Source organism: Rugosimonospora africana, from assembly GCF_016862975.1.
Lineage (GTDB): Bacteria > Actinomycetota > Actinomycetes > Mycobacteriales > Micromonosporaceae > Rugosimonospora > Rugosimonospora africana.
In genome coordinates, this window is sequence record NZ_BONZ01000054.1 from 1 (window position 1) to 17,939 (window position 17,939).

Below are 17,939 nucleotides of genomic sequence, written 5' to 3' on the forward strand. Positions count from 1 at the left end.
CCCTCGCATGCGAGGGCCCCGACGGCTTCGACCAGTCTGGCTCGGCACGTCTGGCGCCGCGCCGCGACCCAGACCAGTCGTGATGCGATTGATCAGGAGGTGCGGTTGGTCACCTCGACGATCTCGGTGGCCGGAGCGTCCGCGACCGCGTTGGCGTCCGACGAGCCGAGCGGCCGGTCGGCCGTCTCCGCGCCCTTGCCGGGGTCGACAAACGACGCCGCCGCCGAGATCACGCTCATCACGGCCGCCGCGACGAACACCACGATCAGGCCGTGGTGGAACGGTCCGGAGATCAGGTTCGGGAAGAACTCCTTACCGGTCAGGGTCGCGGCGTGGCCGGCCGGCAGGTGGTCCAGCACGCCGAACGGGCCGAGCAACTGCGCCAGCGGGTTGTACCCGAGGAACGCGGCGAACAGGCTGCCCACCGGCGGCAACGAACCGATCTTGGTGGCCACCGACGCCGGTACGCCCTGGTCCTCCAGGCCGGTGGTCAGGGCGTGCGGCAGCGTGGCCGCCAGCCCAATGATCATCAGGCTGAAGAAGATGCCGATCGACAGGGCCGCACCGGAGTTGAAGAAGGTACCGCGCATGCCGGAGGCGGCACCGCGCTGGGACGCGGGTACCGAGCCCATGACCGCCGACGCGTTCGGCGAGGAGAACAGGCCGGAACCCAGCCCGTTGATCAGTACCAGCAGCGCGAACAGCCAGTACGGGAAGTTGACCGGGAGCACCACCAGGCCGATGAAGCTCGCCGCCACCACCAGCGCGCCACCGACGGCGAACGGCTTGACCCCGAACCGGTCGGACAGGTACCCGGACACCGGGCCGGCGACCAGGAAGCCCACCGTGAGTGGCAGCAGGTAGATGCCGGCCCACAGCGGGGTCGACTCGTAGCTGAAGCCGTGCAGCGGCAGCCAGATGCCCTGAAGCCAGATGATCAGCATGAACTGCATGCCGCCCCGGCTGATCGAGGCGAGCAGCCCGGCCAGGTTCGCGGACGCGAACGTCCGGTTCTTGAACAGCCCGAGGTGGAACATCGGCTCGGCGACCCGCGCCTCGATGACGCAGAACAGGATCAGCAGCGCGACGCCGCCGATCAGGCCCGCCAGTACCCACGGGTTGGTCCACCCGGTGTTGTGCCCGCCGTACGGCTGGATGCCGTACGTGATGCCGGCCAGCAGCGCGGCCAGGCCGATCGCGAACGTGACGTTGCCCCACCAGTCGAGCTTGCCCGGGTTGCGGGCGCCCAACTCGTGCAGCGACAGGTACGACCAGACGGTGCCGACGATGCCGATCGGCACGCTCACCCAGAACACCGCGCGCCAGTCCCACTCGGCGAGCACCCCGCCGAGGACCAGCCCGATGAACGAGCCGGCGATCGCGGCCACCTGGTTGATGCCCAGCGCCATGCCGCGCTGCCGGGCCGGGAACGCGTCGGTCAGGATCGCTGTCGAGTTGGCGAACACCATCGCGCCACCGACCGCCTGCACCACCCGCCAGCCGATCAACCACAGCGCGCCACCGCCCTGCTGGAACGGGTCCAACGACAGAGCGATCGAGGCGACGGTGAACACCACGAAGCCGAGGTTGTAGAGCTTGACCCGGCCGAACATGTCACCCAGCCGGCCCAGGGCCACCACCAGCACCGCCGAGACGAGCAGGAAGCCCATCAGCATCCACAGCAGGTAGCTGACGTTGCCTGCGGCCAGCGGGTCCAGCTTGATGCCGTTGAAGATCGCCGGCAGGGAGATGATCACGATCGAGGAGTTCACTGTGGCCAGCAGCATGCCGACAGTGGTGTTCGACAGAGCCACCCACTTGTAGTGCGGGTGATCACGGTCGAATCGCGCAGCCCGGGGTTGATTCACCCGTCAAGATTAGTTGACCGAGGCTAACTAATCGAGGTGACTACCGTCACCCTCCGACCACGCCTTCATCAACAGCTGTCGGGTATCGGTCAGCAGCTGTGGAAGGACCTTGGTCTGGCCGATGACCGGCATGAAGTTGGCGTCGCCGCCCCACCGCGGTACCACGTGCTGGTGCAGGTGCCCGGCGATGCCGGCGCCCGCAACGCCGCCCTGGTTCATCCCGATGTTGAATCCGTGCGCACCGCTGACCCGGCGGATCACCCTCATGGCCTCCTGCGTGAACTGGGCCAGTTCGGTGGTTTCCGGGCCGGTCAGCTCCGGGTAGTCGGCGACGTGCCGGTACGGACAGATGAGCAGGTGGCCGGGGTTGTACGGGTACAGGTTGAGCACCGCGTAAACCACCTCGCCGCGTGCCACCACGAGGCTGTGCTCCTCGTCGGCCTTCGGCGCCAGGCAGAACGGGCAGCCGCTGGGCGCCTCGTATCCGCCCTCGGGCCGGTCGGATCCGCTCACGTAGGTCAGCCGGTGCGGCGTCCAGAGCCGCTCCAGGTTGTCGGGTACGCCGGGCTGGATCTCGTCGTCGGTGGACACCCAGCGATCCTACGGGCGGGACTTGACCCTCGTCCTACCGGAGAGTCATAGCCTGCAGCCATGTTGTCGATCGGGCGCTTCGCCAGGCTGTGCGGGTTGTCCATCGGCGCGCTGCGGCACTACGCCGAGATCGGGCTGTTCGAGCCCGCCGAGGTCGACCCGGCCACCGGGTACCGGTACTACCGGGAGGACCAGCTCCCCACCGCCCGGCGGATCGCGGCGCTGCGCGACCTGGACGTGCCGCTCGCGGTGATCAAACAGGTACGCGACCTGCCGACCGAGCGTCTGAGCGAGCGGCTGGCCGCCTACCGGGAAGACATTGAGTCGATCATCTGGCGGCTGCAGCGGCAGAGTCACCGGCTGAGCCATTTCACGGAGGACAGGATGCCCACGACAGCGTTCACGCTGGACCCCGACGACGAGCGGCGGCTGGCTGCCACCCTGTTCAACCGGGTCTGGGAACTGCTTGAGCGGACCGGACGCGGCCGGGACGAGGACGACGAGATGCTGCACGCCGCGCATGCCAGCCGGTACCACTGGGGTGTGGTCGGCGAACCGGTGAACCGGGCCCGGGGCGAGTGGCAGGTCTCCCGGGTGTACGCGGTGCTCGGGCGCGCCGAGCCGGCGCTGCACCACGGGCGGCGCTGCCTGGAACTGGTCGAGGAGCACGGGCTGTCCTCGTTCGACCTGGCGTACGCGCACGAGGCGATCGCCCGGGCGCACCGGGTGGCCGGCGAGCGCGACCAGACGCGCCGGCACGTGGAGCTGGCCCGGGTGGCGACGGACAAGGTCACCGACCCCGAGGAACGCAACCTGCTCGACGCGGACCTCGCTCAGCTGGACTGAGTCCCTCGGGCGGCGTCTCCCTTTCGGTGACGTCTCGTGCCCGGCCAGCGCGGGATCAGCACGGCCGGCGGCGGTCAGCGCGGCCGGTGGCTGGCGCGCCGCCGGCCGGTCGAGCTCAGGCGGCCGTCTCGGGCTGCTGCGCCGAGGGACCCACGTTGGTGCGGGAGCGGACCACGTCCCGGACGTGCGCGACCGCCTCGGCCAGCGGTACGCCGTTGCGCTGTGAGCCGTCCCGGTACCGGAACGAGACCGTGCCGTCAGCCACGTCCTGGTCACCGGCGATCGCCATGAACGGGATCTTCTGCTGCTGAGCTGTGCGGATCTTCTTCTGCATCCGGTCGTCCGACGAGTCGACCTCCGCCCGCAGCCCCTCGGCACGCAGCGCGTCCACGAACTGGTTCAGGTGGGCCGTGTGCTCCTCGCGGATCGGGATGCCCATCACCTGCACCGGCGCCAGCCAGGCCGGGAACGCGCCGGCGTAGTGCTCGGTCAGCACGCCGAAGAACCGCTCGATCGAGCCGAACAACGCCCGGTGGATCATGACGGGCCGCTGCCGGCCACCCTCCGCCGACTGGTACTCCAGGCCGAACCGCTCCGGCTGGTTGAAGTCGACCTGGATGGTGGACATCTGCCAGGTGCGGCCGATGGCGTCCTTCACCTGTACCGAGATCTTCGGTCCGTAGAACGCCGCGCCACCCGGGTCGGGTACCAGCTCCAGGCCGGAGTCGACGGCCGCGGTGCGCAGCGCCTCGGTCGCCTCGGCCCAGCTCTCGTCGCTGCCGACGTACTTCTCCTCGTTGCGGGTGGACAGCTCGAGGTAGAAGTCCTCCAGCCCGTAGTCGGCCAGCAGGTCGAGAACGAAGCGGAGCAGCGACTTCAGCTCGTCCTGCAGCTGTTCCGGCGTGCAGTAGATGTGCGCGTCGTCCTGGGTCATCCCGCGCACCCGAGTCAGCCCGTGCACCACGCCCGACTTCTCGAACCGGTACACCGAGCCAAACTCGAACAGCCGCAGCGGCAGCTCCCGGTACGACCGGCCGCGAGCCCGGAAGATCAGGTTGTGGAACGGGCAGTTCATCGGCTTGAGGTAGTAGCTGGCGCCCTCAAGCTCCATGGGCGGGTACATGCCGTCGGCGTACCAGGCCAGGTGCCCGGAGGTCTCGAACAGCGACCCCTTGGTGATGTGCGGGGTGTTCACGAACGAGTACCCGGCCTGCTCGTGCCGCTCCCGGGAGTAGTTCTCCAGCTCCCGGCGGATGACGCCGCCCTTCGGGTGGAACACCGCCAGGCCGGAGCCGATCTCGTCGGGGAAGCTGAACAGGTCCAGCTCCGCGCCCAGCTTGCGGTGGTCGCGCCGGGCGGCCTCGTCCAGCAGCCGCAGGTATTCCTTCAGCTCGTCGCGGGTCGGCCAGGCGGTGCCGTATACCCGCTGGAGCTGAGGGTTGCGCTCGTTGCCCCGCCAGTAGGCGGCGGCCGTGCGCATCAGCTTGAACGCGCCGATCAGCCGGGTCGACGGCAGGTGCGGGCCCCGGCACAGGTCGCTCCAGCAGCGCTCACCGGTCTTCGGGTCGAGGTTGTCGTAGATCGTCAGCTCGCCGCCGCCGACCTCCATGACCTCCGACGCGTCCACGTCGCCCTTGATGTCGACCAGTTCCAGCTTGTACGGCTCGGCGGCCAGCTCCGTCTTCGCCTGCTCCAGGGAGTCGAACCGCCGCCGCCGGAACAGCTGACCGGCCTTGATGATCTCCTGCATGCGCTTCTCGAGCTTGTTCAGGTCTTCCGGCTGGAACGGCTTGGGCACGTCGAAGTCGTAGTAGAAGCCGCTGGTGATCGGCGGGCCGATGCCGAGCTTCGCCTCCGGGAACACGTCCTGAACAGCCTGGGCCAGCACGTGCGCGGTCGAGTGGCGGAGCACGTTGAGCCCGTCCGGCTCGGAGATGCTCACCGGTGTGACCGTGGTCTCGACCTCCGGCGCCCAGGACAGGTCGCGCAGGCGCCCGTCCGGGTCACGAACCACCACGATGGCCCGGGGGCCGGCCACCGGCAGGCCGGCCGCGGCCACCGCGTCGGCGCTCGCCGTGCCGGCGGGGACGACGACGGAATCGGCCACGCTGCTCTCCTTAGGAAGGTGGAATACGCGAACCCGATGCTATCCGGCAACGGGAGAGCACCTGTCAGCGACGCCCGGGGCAGGCTAGATTGACGCCGTGTCTGACTTGATCGCGCCGCTGCAGCGCCGGTACCAGAAGTTTTTCGCCGATCGCCCGGCGATCCCGTTCGCGGTTGCGTCCGGCCCCGGCGCCGCGGCGCACACGTTCGGGTCCGGCGACCCGGCCTTCACGATCACCGTGACCGATGCCCGCGGCGCGAAGGCGCTGGCCGGGCTGGACCAGCTCGGGGTGGCGGTGGCCTACCTGGAGGGCTGGCTCGACGTGGACGGCGACCTGGTCGCGGCACTGAAAATGCGCAAGTTCTTCCACGACGTCCACCCGGTCGCCTGGGTGTCGCAGTTCGCGCCGGCGCTGGTGCGCGGGAAGAAGGAGCACGACGCCCGATCGATCTCGGCCCACTACGACGAGGACTCGGAGTTCTTCCTGACCTTCCTCGACACCAGGCACCGGTGCTACACCGAGGGCGTCTTCGAGTACGACGAGGAGTCGCTGGAAGACGCGATGACCCGCAAGATGGACCTCGCCATCGAGGCGATCGGGGTCAAGCCGGGCGACCACGTGCTGGAGGTGGGCGGCGGCTGGGGCGCCTTTGCTGAGTACGCGGCCAAGCAGGGCATCAAGGTGACCACGCTGACCCTGGCCCAGGAGTCCGAGCGGTACCTCAACGGGCTGTTCGAGCGGGAGGGCATCACCGGAAACGCCCAGGTCGTCCGGGAGCACATCTTCGCCTACCGCTCGCCCCAGCAGTACGACGCGATCGTGAACATGGGCGTGACCGAGCACCTGCCCGACTACCGGACCACGCTGCGCAAGTACGCGGAACTGGTCAAGCCGGGCGGCGCGGTGTACCTCGACGCGCTGGCGATGCGCACGAAGCACCGGGTGTCCACGTTCATGAGCCGGTACATCTACCCGGGCGGCCAGTCGCCGATGTTGCTGCACCAGTACCTGCGGGAGGTGGCCCACTCCCCCTTCGAGCTGATCAGCCTGCAGGACGACCGGCACAACTACATGCTGACCTGCAAGCGCTGGGCACAGCGGCTGGACGCGGCCCGCGACGAGGTCGTGAAGCGCTGGGGCGAGCCGCTGTACCGGCGCTTCCGGCTGTTCCTGTGGGGCTCGACGGCCGGCTTCGACACCGGTCTGGTGCAGGCGTACCGCTGGGTGCTGCGGATGCCACCCCCCGAGCGCGCAATCGCCTGACAGGCTGTGATTGCCAGCCGAGCGCGCCGCCCGGTTCGGTGATCATCAGTGCCGGCCGGCACTAGGGACGCTGCCGGCCGGCTCTAAGAACGTTGCCTGCCGACTCTGAGGGCACCGCCGGCCGACTCTAGGGGCGCCAGAAGGCGCCCCCACGCCGGTCGGTCTCCGCCCCGCCGGCCGAAGGCTCCTGGGCTGGGATCCCGCCCGACGGCGGCTGGGCCGGCCCGCCGGCCGCGAGCCGGTCGAGCTCCGCCAACGCCCGCGCCCAGCGCTCCGCCAGCGGTACCGACTCGTCCCGCAGGGCGGCCACCAGCGCACGCAGCGCATCCGCGAGCGGCCCGGATCCGAGCCAGGTGGCCTGCGCGTCGAGTCGGCTGGCGAGGTCGTCGAGCAGTTCGGCGCGCTGCGACACCGGTTGGCCTTCGGCCGCCCGGAGCGTCCGCGCCTCCCGCTCGACGAGCTTCGCGACGCTGACCTCGGAGGACGGCTCCGAGGCGCGTCCGAGCGGGCCGGCCGGGGGCGACATCCGGGACGAACGCGCGACCTTCGGCATGCGGAGCCGTGCCTCAGACTGAACGCCCCTGGCCATCCCCATCGGCGCCATCCCCATCGGTGCCATCGGCATCGGAGCTGGCGGCATCGGCGCCGATGCACCCACCGCGCCGGCCATCAGCGCGCCTCCCAGCGCCGACATGGGGGCCCAGCCAGACGGAAGCTCAACCGGCTGGATCACCCGATGCTCCGGCCCGCCCTCGGCGACCACCCGCGGATCGATCGCGACGTACGCGGTGAACCGGCACAGCACGCCGTGGCGCAGTGAGGTGGCCACGATCTCACCCTCCAGCGCCCGGTCGGCGGCCACGGTGTATCGGTCCTCCAGGTCGCGCAGGTGGGCGCGGGCCCAGATGGCCGACAGCGCCGGCGAGTCCACCACGGTCGCGGGTACCTCGGCACGCCAGGCACCACCGTCGCAATCGGTACCGGTCGCCGTGATCGTGCCGCCGGCCGGCCCCCGGTAGCGGCCGGAGACCACCAGCGGCACGCCGGGGAACAGATCCGGGACGCGCGCCGGAGCCACAGTGCCGTCGATGAGGTCGAGCCCCTCGGCCTGCAACCGGATGCCGGTGACCAGCGGGGCCGCGATGCGCCGGTGGATGCGGTCCATCGCCGCGTCGAGCCGCTCCTCGGACTCGACCAGCTCGCAACGTCCGCCACCGATCGTGGCCAGCCGGCCGAGGAACCCGGCGTTGACCGCCCGGTCGACGCCGACCGTGTGGATGCGTACCCCGGGATCGCCGCCGATCTCCCGGATCAGCTCGTCTTCGTTGCCCACCTGCCCGTCGGTCACGAGAACCAGTACCCGGTCGCGGGACGGGTCGGCGAGCAGCCGCAGCCCTTCGCGCAGCGGGGTGAGCATCTCGGTGCCACCGCCGGCCTGGGCGCCAGCCAGGTGTTCCACGGCCCGGTACCGGCTGCGGTCGGTGCCGGCGATCAGCCCCTCGGGCAGCCCGTCGGGTCGGTGGGCCTGGTGATTGAAGGTGAGTACGGCGAACCGGTCGGTTTCGGTGAGGGTGTCCACGATCCGGGCCGCGGCCCGCCGCGCGGCGACCATCTTCCAGCCGCTCATGCTGCCCGAGCGGTCCAACAGCAGCACCAGGTCCTTCGGCCGGGGCGGCACGGTGGACTCCGGCGGCAGGATGGTGAGCCGGTAGGTCCCCTCGTCCGGCTGGGTCGATGGTGTCGTGTGGTCGGGTCGTGCCGGCTTCCGTGCCTGGTCGGCGGCCAGCGCCAGCGCCGACCGGCCCTCGGCGTGGCTGAGCCGGAGGATGAAGTCCCGGTCGACCCGTTCGCCCGGCTGGATACGCAGCACGCCGTCGGTCTCGGTGACCACGTGCAGGCTGGAGGCCACCCCGGTGGGCGGCAGGCCGGCCGGGTCGAGCCGTACCTCGATCGACAGGTCGACCGGGTTGGGGAATCCCGGCAGCAGTACCGGCGGGGTGATCCGGGAGGCGTCCGGTACGGCGGTGGTGTCCGGCGCGTACCCGTCGCCGACCGGCTGCCCGGGCAGCGGGGCGCCCGGGATGTACCGGGGAGCGACCACGAGCGGGAACCGGAACTCGGCCTGCCCGTCAGCGAACGTGAGCGGGCCGGCCAGGGTCAGCGCCACGGTCACCTGCTCGCCGGGCAGGATGTTGCCCACCCGCAGGGTGAACACGTCGGGCCGGTCCTCCTCGGCGATGGAGGCCCGCTGCCCGGCCGCCAGAGCCTGGTCGTATCGCTCGCGGGCGTTGGCCCGGTCTGCCAGGACGCCCTCGATGACCCGGTCGCCCGCGGTCATCGTCATCCCGGTCAGCGCGGCCCGGTCGGGCAGCGGAAACACGTACGTGGCCTCCAGCGGCACGTCGTACGGATTACGGAAGCCCTGGGTCACCTCGATCCCGGCGACCAGCCCGGTGATGCTCGCCCGCACGTCGAGCCGGTGCAGCGGCAGGTTGCCCCGCTCGGTGCGCAGGGCGCCGAATCCGTCGTCCTCGCGGCCGGCCGGCACGTCGCGCAGATATTCGATCATCGTCATTCGCTCGACTCCTCGGGTGTCAACAGGCCACGTTCTGCCAGAAATCGAATCAACGGTGCGCTAGCGGAGTTCAGGTCGGCGAGGTCCCGTGGCGACGGGGCCGCCGGCAGTTCGAGAGCGACGCCACCGGCGAGCACCACTCGATAGCGGAGTTCGGCCACGGGGGCGGGCGGCTCGACCCAGAACCGGTCCCAGCGTCGGGCCGGCGCGGATCCGGGCGCGACCGGCGCGGCCCCAACCGGCGCGGCGCCGACGGGCGCCGACGGTGCGGCGGGCTCTGGCGCCGGAGGCGGCGTCACCCCAGAGGGCGTCGGCGGCGCGGCGACCTCGGGCAGCCGTGGCGCGTGCGGAGCCTCCGGAATCCGGGCGACCCGCCGCAGCGTGGCATCCGTGGCGCCGGCCAGCTCGGCCTGGATCTGGGCCAGGGCGAGACCGTCCGCCTGGCGGCGCTTGACCGCGACCGCTTGGAGCAGGTGACGCGGCCCGTACAGCGCGGTCCGGCCACGGAAACCGACGGGCCGGTCCATCAGGCCGATCGTCGTATACCACCGGATGGCCCGGCCATCGGGCACGTCGCGGACCCGCCCGTTGGGCGCGCGGATGTCGTCGGCGGCGAGCGCATCGGCCACCCGTCGCACCAGTTCATCCAGCGTCCAGCCGTCCGTCATGAGCCCATGATGACAGTGTCATTCTAACAGTGTCAATACCGACCGGGAACCGGAGCCGGTGTCCCCGTTCGCGCGAAGTAGGCTCGCGTCGTGCAGCAGCGGACTTTCGGCCGTACCGGCCGGCAGGTGGGTGTCATCGGACTCGGCGCGTGGCAGCTCGGCGCGGACTGGGGCGAGGTGGACGAGGACGACGCGCTCGCCACCCTGGCCGCGGCCATGGACGCCGGGGTCAACCTCATCGACACCGCCGACGTGTACGGCGACGGGCGCAGTGAGCGGCTGGTCGGCCGGTTCCTGCGCGAGCGCGGCGGCGACGGGGTGACCGTCGCGACCAAGATGGGCCGGCGGGTGCCGCAGGAGCCGGAGAACTACACGCTGGACAACTTCCGGGCGTGGACCGACCGGTCCCGGGAAAACCTCGGGGTGGACACCCTGGACCTGGTGCAGCTGCACTGCCCGCCCACGCCGGTGTACTCGACCGACGCCGTGTTCGACGCCTTGGACACACTGGTGGCGGAGAAGCGGATCGCGGCGTACGGGGTCAGCGTGGAGACCCGCGCCGAGGCGCTGACCGCGATCGCCCGGCCGGGCGTGGCGACGGTACAGATCATCCTGAACATGCTGCGGCTCGGTCCGCTGGACGAGGTGCTGCCGGCCGCGCAGGCGGCGGGCGTGGGCATCATCGCCCGCGTGCCGCTGGCCAGTGGGCTACTGTCCGGCCGGTACGACGAGAACACCACGTTCGCGGACAACGACCACCGCAACTTCAACCGGCACGGCGAGGCGTTCGACGTCGGCGAGACATTCTCCGGCGTGGACTTCGCGACCGGCCTGTCCGCGGTACGCCGGCTCGCGGCGCTGACTCCGGCGGGCGCGACGATGGCTCAGTACGCGCTGCGCTGGATCGTGGACCAGCCGGGCGTGAGCGTGGTCATTCCGGGCGCCCGCAACGCGGAGCAGGCGCGGGCGAACGCGGCCGCGGCGGACCTGGCCCCGATCACCGCCGAGGCGGCGGCGACGGTGCGGCAGGTGTACGACGAGCTGATCGCTCCGCAGGTCGCCGACCGCTGGTGACGCCGGCCGGGCGGCGGCGAGCCGACCGCGCGGCATGCGCGCGAATGCTGACCGGTCTGGCTTGGCGCGTCTGATGCCGCGCGACGACCCAGACCAGTCGTCCGACTGCGGCTGATCGGTCGGGTGGTGCCGCAAGGCCCGGGACCGGTCAGCGGTAGGCGCGGGCCTGGAGTTCGTGGAGTTCGGCGTACAGGCCGCCGTTGCCGAGCAGGGTGGCGTGGTCGCCCAGCTCGGCGATCCGGCCGTGGTCGAGCACGATGACGAGGTCGGCCATCGCCGCCGTGGTGAACCGGTGCGAGACCAGCAGCGTGATCGGCCGCTCGGACCGCGGGACCGCCCTGGTCGCCTCGGCGATGTCACGGAACAGGGCCTGTTCGGTGAACGCGTCCAGCGCGGCGGTCGGCTCGTCGAACACCACGAGCAGGGGCCGCTCGCGCATGAATGCCCGGCCGAGCGCGAGCTTCTGCCACTGCCCGCCGGACAGGTCGACCCCTCCCCAGGCGGTACCCAGCTGGGTGCCCAGCCCGTGCGGCGGCAGCTCGGCCAGTTCACCGGCGCCGGCCCGGCGCAACGCGGCGGCGACGGCGTCCGGGTCGGCGGCGCGGGGCAGGTCACCCAGCCCGACGGACTCGCCGAGAGTGAACTCGAACCGCACGAAGTCCTGGAACGCCGGGCTCACCCGGCGCTGCCAGCCCGCCGGATCGATGGTGGCCAGGTCGGTACCGTCGGCGCGGATGCCCCCGGCGGTGGGCCGGTAGAGGCCGCTGAGCAGTTTGACCAGCGTGGTCTTGCCGGAGCCGTTCTCGCCGACCAGGGCGACCACCGCGCCGGCGGGAAGGTGCACGGTGATCTGGTCGAGGACGAGGGGGTCGGTTTCCGGGGCGCGACGCTCGGAGCCGGGTTGCCGAGGCGGCAGCAACCGGCCCCGGCTGGGTTCGGGGGAACCCACCCGGTTCTCTGCGTACCGGAAGCAGACGCCGTCCAGGTCGATGCCGTCCCGCAGCCGCACCGGCGGCTCGGCCAGGCGCTCCTGGTCAGGGCCGGCGGTACGGGAGTAGTCGGTCAGCCACGCCAGCCGCCCGCCAGCGGACAGGACCCTGCGCAGGTAGCTGGCGTACTGCACGGCGGAGGCGAGCTGCGCGTTGATCAGCCCGGCGAGCGACAGGGTCAGGACGAGTGTGCCCGCGGTGGCGTGGCCGTGAACCGCGGCCACGAGCACGAGCAGCAGGGCGGCGATGTAGGCGCCGGCGAACACCACGGCCGCGCCGGTCGTCGCGGCCAGCCCGCGCAGCGCCGCCCGCCGGGCGTCACGCTCGACCCGCTCGCTGATCGCCCGGTGCCGGTCGAGAATGTCGTCGAGCAGGCCGTAGACGCGCAGCTCCTTGCCGGCCGGCGCGGACGCGGCGGTCTGGAACAGGTGGTTGCGCAGCCGGGTGTGGGGCGCGCTGCGCTCGCGGGCGCGCTGGGCGAGGCCCGCGGCGTACCGGTTGGCCAGCAGCGCGGGGATCCCGAACAGCGGCAGCAGCGCCAGGATCGGGTCGAGGGTCGCCAGGATCGCGATGCCGCCGGCGAACGACACGACCACCCGCAGGTTGAGGACGACGGCGTTGAGCATGCCGGCCATCCCGGCGCGTTCCTGCCGGATGAGCGCCAGCTGGTCGGCGTACTGCGGGCGCTCGTAGTGCTCGATGGTCGGGATCGTGCCTGCCAGACGCATGAGTTCACTGTCGATGTACCGGCCGGCACGCTCGGAGACCGTGGTGGTCAGCTGCAGGTAGCCGCGCCCGAAGACCGCGGCCAGACCGGTAGCGCCGGCCATCAGACCGGCGGCGGCGAGCGCGCGTCCGGCCTGGGCGTGCAGGGCGGCGTCGGTCACCACCTTGACGCCGTACGTCGCGGCCAGGGTGCACGCGGTGGCCGCGAGCTGGCAGGCGAACAGCGCCGTGGCGTGCCGGGGTGCGGCGCGGAAGCACGCGCCGAACAGGATGCGCACGCGCCGCCACCAGCCGGCGTCCGCGATCGCGACCGATCCGGTCATCCGGTGCCTCCGGCGGTGGTCAGCGCCGCGGACTGGGCGGCGAACATGCGGGCGTACCGGCCGCCGAGGTCGACCAGTTCGGCATGGGAGCCGAGCTCGGCGACCCGGCCCTCGTCCAGGACGCAGACCTGGTCGGCGCGGCGTACGGTCGCGAACCGGTGCGAGATCAGGATCGTGGTCACGTCGCCGGTGATGTCGAGGAACTGGTCGTAGAACGCGGCCTCGGCGCGGATGTCGAGATTCGCGGTGGGCTCGTCGAGGATGAGCAGCCGGGCGCCCGCGTCGACGGCCAGCAGCGCCCGGGCCAGCGCGATGCGCTGCCACTGCCCGCCGGACAGCTCCCCGCCTCCGTCGAACTGGCGGGCCAGCGGCGAGTCCCAGCCGCGGGGCAGCGCCCGGATCGCGTCCAGGATCCCGGCCCGCGCGGCGGCGCGCTCGATCGCCGCGTCGTCGTGCGCGAGGGACAGGGCGCCGACTCCGACGTTGTCGCGCGCCGGCAGCTGGTACCGCGTGAAGTCCTGGAACACCGCGGCGATCCCCCGCTGCCAGCGCCGCGGGTCGATGGTGCGCAGGTCCTGCCCGTTCACCGTGATGGTGCCGGCGTCCGGGGCGTAGAACCCGCACAGCAGCTTGATGAGCGTCGTCTTCCCGGCGCCGTTCGCTCCGACGATCGCCAGCGACCGGCCGGCCGGGACGACCAGGTCCAGCCCGTCCAGTATCGGGGTGGTCGCACCCGGGTAGGAGAACCGCACGCCGGCGAGGACCAGATCCAGCGCGGTACCGGCGGGTGGTGGGTCGCCCGCCGGGCTGGTACCGGTACCGGCAGCGGCCCGGGCGGCACGCTCCACCGCGGCGATGGCGGGAAGTCCGGCCAGCCCGTACTCGATCTGGAAGTCCTGCTGGCCCCGGGTGGCGGCCACGCCGGCGAGAACGGTGGCCCGCAGGAACACCACCAGCGCGCCGAGCCCGATGGCGTGCCCGATCGCGGCGTGGCCCAGCAGCGCGTAGGTGGCGAAGTTGGCCGCCACGACCGCAGCCAACGCGCCGGCGAAGCGACGGTGGTACCCGTGCCGCGCGGCCCACACCGCTTCCATCGTGGAGTCCCACTCCGTGCGGAACCGCTGACCGAGCCAGTCGACGAGCCCGAACAGCCGGGTCTCCTTGGCCGCGTCCGGCGTCAGGACCAGGTCGCGCAGGTACCCCGACCGGCGCAGCAGCGAGGTCTGCCGGGTCAGCGCCCGGGTCTGCGCCAGGTACCCGCGCCGGCTCTCGTACGCCCACCACAGGTTCGCCGCGCACAGCGCGACCGCCAGCCACCAGTGGAAGAAGCCGAGAGCGACGATGCCGATCCCGCTCTGCAGCGTCTGGCCTGCCTTCGCCGCCAGGCCCGCGACCGCACCGCCCGGGGTGTAGCCGCCCGTGCCCACCCCGGTGACGCGGGACAGCTGGTCACGGACGGCGGGGTCGTCCAGGTGCGCCACCCCGGATGGGCCGTTGACCGCTCGGATCGCCCGGCGTTGCAGCGTCGCGTCCACCCGGGCGCTGACCGTGGCGGCGACGGCGGTGGACAGCCGGCTGCTGAGCTGACCGGCCACGAACAGCGCGGCCAGCAGGACCGCCGCCAGTACGGCGCGGTGTCCCGCGGGCGAACTCAGGCCGCCGCGCGTGGCGGCGACCAGCTCGGCGGCCAGCCAGCCGGACGCCAGTACGGCGGCGACCGGCGCGAGCCCTCCGACCACGGTCGTGACCGCCAGCGCGGCGACCCAGCCCCGGCCGGCGCCGGGCAGCAGGCGCAGCATCGCCAGCCGCGGCGACCGGGCGATCCGCGGCAGGGTCACGACCGCACCCCGCCGACCCGATCCTCGGCCGGGATCGCGCCCGCCGGGCCGCCCCCCGTCCGGCCGCCACCCGCCGTGTCTCCGATCACCGGGCCGCCGCCGAGCTGGTGATCGGCGGGCCCGTGATCGCTGGGCCCGTGCTCGCCGGGCCGGTACTCGGCGGGCCGGACACCGGCCAGCTTCATGAACTGGGTCTGCGCGAGTATGGTCGCGCGGTTCTCCGCCAGGTCGGCGTGGTCGGTCAGCGAGACACAGGCCAGGAACGGGCCGTACGCCAGCCAGGCCACGCACGACGCGACACCGTCGCCCTCGTCGAACCGGTACCCGCGCACGTGCGGCAGCAGCGGTACGTACATCGTCGGTTCGGCCAGCGCCTTCAGCACCGCACGCGGCGCCGACTCGTCGCTCAGCTCGACCAGCAGGGCGTCGACGCGCACGGTGCCCTGCTCGCGCGCCCATCGCCGGACGTAGCCGTCCCGCAGACCGTGGCTCAGAAAGGTCATCCGCTGCGCGTCGTACCCCGGCCAGCGCTCGACGCCCTCGGGAACGGTGAACCCGCTGCCGACCGGCCCCTCGGCCACCAGAGGCATCCCGGTGTTCGTGCCGCCCAGGATCAGCGTGGCGCAGCGGCCACCGCCGGTCGCGCTGTCGCCCTCCGCTCTGTCGCCCTCGGCCCGGTCGCTCACGGCTCTGTCGGTCACGACCCCGCCGGTTACGGCCCCGCCGCCCGTCGCCTTTCCGGGCCCGGTGGTGCGACCGGCGCCGACCAGCGGCGCGGCGAAGCCCCTCGGCACGGACCGCGACGCCGAGGCCCACGCGGCCGGAGACGCCGAGGATGGCACGACCGACGGAGCCGACGACGGCGATAGCCGCACTGGCCCGGCCGCCGGTGCCGCGCCGCCGAGCGCACCGATCAGTTCCGCCAGCGCGTCCCGCTCGGTCGCGATCGCGGCCCGGCCACTGTCGGTGAGCGAGATCCAGGTGCGCGGGCGGCGATTTTCGAAGGTCTTCTCCGCGACCACGTATCCGGCCTCCTCCAGGACCCGCAGGTGCCGCCCGAGCGCACCGTCCGACTGGCCCAGCACGTCCCTCAGGTCGGTGAAGGTCGCCCGGTCGCGCCCGCTCAACACCGCCAGCACGCCCAGCCGGACCCGCTGGTGCGTCAGCTCGTCGACGCGCTGCGAGGGATGGGAATCCACGCGGTCGCTCTCTCCTCGGTCGTTCTCTCGGATCAGGAGAACTCTCGATGCGAGAGTAACAGACCGCGCGCTGGTCGGCATCGATGCCGACACAACGGTTGAGGTAGCGGCGAGGCGTGCCGGCGGCCCGGGCGGACCGGACGCCGGCACGGGTCAGTTAGCGCTGGCCGCCCGGCTCGTTCGGGGGAACCCGCGGCGGGAACGCGGCCGGCCCCGGTGCGGGTGCGCCGGGGAGCGGCTGACCGGGAACCTGCGGGCCGGGAGGCTGCTGGCCCGGAACCGGCTGACCCGGAACCGGCTGACCGGGATACTGCGGGCCGGGCGGCTGCGGGCCAGGAGCCTGCGGGCCGGGCGGCTGCTGGCCCGGGACCGGCCGGCCGGCGATGAATGGGCCGGGAATCGGCGGTCCGGACGCCGGCGGACCCGACATCGGCGGGCCTGTCACGGGCGGACCGGACAGAGGCTGACCCGACATGGGCTGACCGGGCTGAGGCTGACCGGGCATGGGCGGGCCAGCCATGGGCGGGCCAGCCATGGGCGGGCCGAACATCGGCGGCGGCCCGGACCTCGGCGGCTGGCCGCTCTTGCGGCGGGCCAGGAGGACGATGCCGGTCACGATCCCGCCGAGTATCAGCACCGCGGCCGCACCGACCGCGATGAACAGGCCGGCCCCCGACGAATGCTTCGCCGCATGCGTAGTCCCGGTCGCGGCGGGGGCCGCCGACGGTGACAGTGAGGCCAGGTAGCTGTCCAGTTCCTCGTACGGCTTGTTGGGCGCGTTCGCCGGTACAGACTGGGTCATGGCCCGGTACGGGATGACCGCACCGTTGCCGGTGTAGACGTCGAACCCGGTCGGCCCCGCGTCCGATGCGGTGTTGATGATGCGCTGCACCACCTGCCGGGCGGTCAGATCGGGGTCCTTCGCCCGGATCAGCGCGACCGCGCCCGAGGTGAGGGCGGCGGCCTGACTGGTGCCGTTTCCGGCGGCGAAGCGGCGGTCGGTCCAGCCGTGGTGGCCTTCCCACACCGACGAGATCTGCACGCCGGGGGCCGCTACCGAGACGTACGACTGTCGCTGGGTCGAAGTCCACGGGATCTTCTTGCCGTCAATGGCACCGACCGCCAGCACCCCGGGGCAGTCGGCCGGCCAATTCAGCGTGTTGGCCCCGTCTCCCTCATTGCCCGCGCTGACTACCACCACCGCGTCCTTCTGAGCAGCGTGAACGATCGCGGACCTGATGACGCCTGGGCAGGGCCGGAGAGCTCCGTCGGCGTAGCCCTGGGAGATGTTGATCACCTTGGCACCGTGGTCAGCGGCGTACACGATGGCGGGCCCCATGTCGTTGAAGGGGTCCTGACCCGCCGTGATCGGCAGGATCTTCGCCCCCGGCGCGATCCCCACCATGCCGAAGTCCTTGCCCTGCCCGGCGATCAGCTCGGCCATCGCCGTGCCGTGTCCACGGCCCTCCTCCTGGTCGGTGTCGACGCGCCCGTCGTCCTTGTTGGAGTCGAGATCCGTCCCGGACAGGACGACGCCGGCCAGACCGGGCAGGTCCGCCTGCACCCCGGTGTCGATGACCGCCACCGTGACCCCCTCACCGTGGGTCAGCGGCCACACCTTGTTCTGGATGTCCCACGCCGTGAACTGCCACTCCTCCTTGCGCGGCGCCGGCGGACCGGCGCTCGCCGGAGTGGCCGGCAGCACCACCACCGCGGTCAGCACGGAAAGCACGGCAGCCGCCGCGCCCAGGCTTCGACTGGTCATTTTGGATCTCCCCAGGCTGCGGGATTCCCGGGCTCTGGAGTCGCCCGAGGCACGCCGTTGGGCGACCGTAAGTCCGCGGGCAGGCCGCGTCGTCAACCCCTGGTTT

At 72.1% G+C, this 17,939-nt stretch carries 12 protein-coding genes; 3 read left to right on the top strand and 9 right to left on the bottom strand.

Translation table 11 applies throughout. The annotated features are described in order from the left end of the window. Positions 1-92: 92 nt before the first annotated feature. Both Raf01_RS27585 and Raf01_RS27590 read right to left on the bottom strand, forming a co-directional pair. Positions 93-1,868, bottom strand: coding sequence for an MFS transporter (locus Raf01_RS27585; RefSeq protein ID WP_239133961.1), 1,776 nt, complete (start codon positions 1,866-1,868; stop codon positions 93-95). Positions 1,869-1,895: 27 nt separating this feature from the next. After that, complete coding sequence (locus Raf01_RS27590) at positions 1,896-2,459, bottom strand: HIT family protein (RefSeq protein WP_203920946.1); 564 nt, start codon at positions 2,457-2,459, stop codon at positions 1,896-1,898. Between the two features lie 60 nt (positions 2,460-2,519). Here Raf01_RS27590 and Raf01_RS27595 point away from each other — a divergent pair, with 60 nt between their 5' ends. Continuing rightward, complete coding sequence (locus Raf01_RS27595) at positions 2,520-3,305, top strand: MerR family transcriptional regulator (RefSeq protein WP_203920947.1); 786 nt, start codon at positions 2,520-2,522, stop codon at positions 3,303-3,305. Positions 3,306-3,420: 115 nt separating this feature from the next. Here Raf01_RS27595 and thrS read toward each other — a convergent pair whose 3' ends face one another. Next, positions 3,421-5,412, bottom strand: a complete 1,992-nt coding sequence (gene thrS, locus Raf01_RS27600; protein WP_203920948.1) for a threonine--tRNA ligase — start codon at positions 5,410-5,412, stop codon at positions 3,421-3,423. 97 nt (positions 5,413-5,509) lie between these two features. Between thrS and Raf01_RS27605 the strand changes: the two genes are divergently transcribed. Beyond that, complete coding sequence (locus Raf01_RS27605) at positions 5,510-6,676, top strand: class I SAM-dependent methyltransferase (RefSeq protein ID WP_239133962.1); 1,167 nt, start codon at positions 5,510-5,512, stop codon at positions 6,674-6,676. A 127-nt stretch (positions 6,677-6,803) separates the two neighbouring features. On the opposite strand, the gene Raf01_RS27610 is transcribed toward Raf01_RS27605, so the two are convergent. Then, positions 6,804-9,251 carry a VIT domain-containing protein gene (locus tag Raf01_RS27610; RefSeq protein WP_203920949.1) on the bottom strand — a complete coding sequence of 816 codons (2,448 nt, stop codon included), beginning with the start codon at positions 9,249-9,251 and terminating at the stop codon, positions 6,804-6,806. Next, positions 9,248-9,919, bottom strand: coding sequence for a MerR family transcriptional regulator (locus tag Raf01_RS27615; protein WP_239133963.1), 672 nt, complete (start codon positions 9,917-9,919; stop codon positions 9,248-9,250). The genes Raf01_RS27610 and Raf01_RS27615 overlap by 4 nt, the downstream gene beginning before the upstream one ends. A gap of 90 nt (positions 9,920-10,009) precedes the next feature. Here Raf01_RS27615 and Raf01_RS27620 point away from each other — a divergent pair, with 90 nt between their 5' ends. Then, entirely contained in the window at positions 10,010-10,993 is a 984-nt protein-coding gene (locus Raf01_RS27620) for an aldo/keto reductase (protein WP_203920950.1), read from the top strand. Between the two features lie 148 nt (positions 10,994-11,141). On the opposite strand, the gene Raf01_RS27625 is transcribed toward Raf01_RS27620, so the two are convergent. From Raf01_RS27625 to Raf01_RS27640, 4 genes are all read right to left on the bottom strand, one after another. Next, complete coding sequence (locus tag Raf01_RS27625; protein WP_203920951.1) at positions 11,142-13,031, bottom strand: ATP-binding cassette domain-containing protein; 1,890 nt, start codon at positions 13,029-13,031, stop codon at positions 11,142-11,144. Next, the gene (locus tag Raf01_RS27630) at positions 13,028-14,869 is read right to left on the bottom strand and encodes an ABC transporter ATP-binding protein (RefSeq protein WP_203920952.1); all 1,842 of its coding nucleotides are present in this window, start codon (positions 14,867-14,869) and stop codon (positions 13,028-13,030) included. Before Raf01_RS27630 ends, Raf01_RS27625 begins: the two co-directional genes overlap by 4 nt. Beyond that, positions 14,866-16,068: a winged helix-turn-helix domain-containing protein gene (locus Raf01_RS49820; protein ID WP_239133964.1), complete on the bottom strand. Its 1,203-nt coding sequence runs from the start codon at positions 16,066-16,068 to the stop codon at positions 14,866-14,868. The genes Raf01_RS27630 and Raf01_RS49820 overlap by 4 nt, the downstream gene beginning before the upstream one ends. A 157-nt stretch (positions 16,069-16,225) precedes the next feature. Next, positions 16,226-17,833 (bottom strand): S8 family serine peptidase, encoded by a 1,608-nt coding sequence (locus Raf01_RS27640; RefSeq protein ID WP_203920953.1) that lies wholly within the window; start codon positions 17,831-17,833, stop codon positions 16,226-16,228. Between the last annotated feature and the right edge of the window lie 106 nt (positions 17,834-17,939).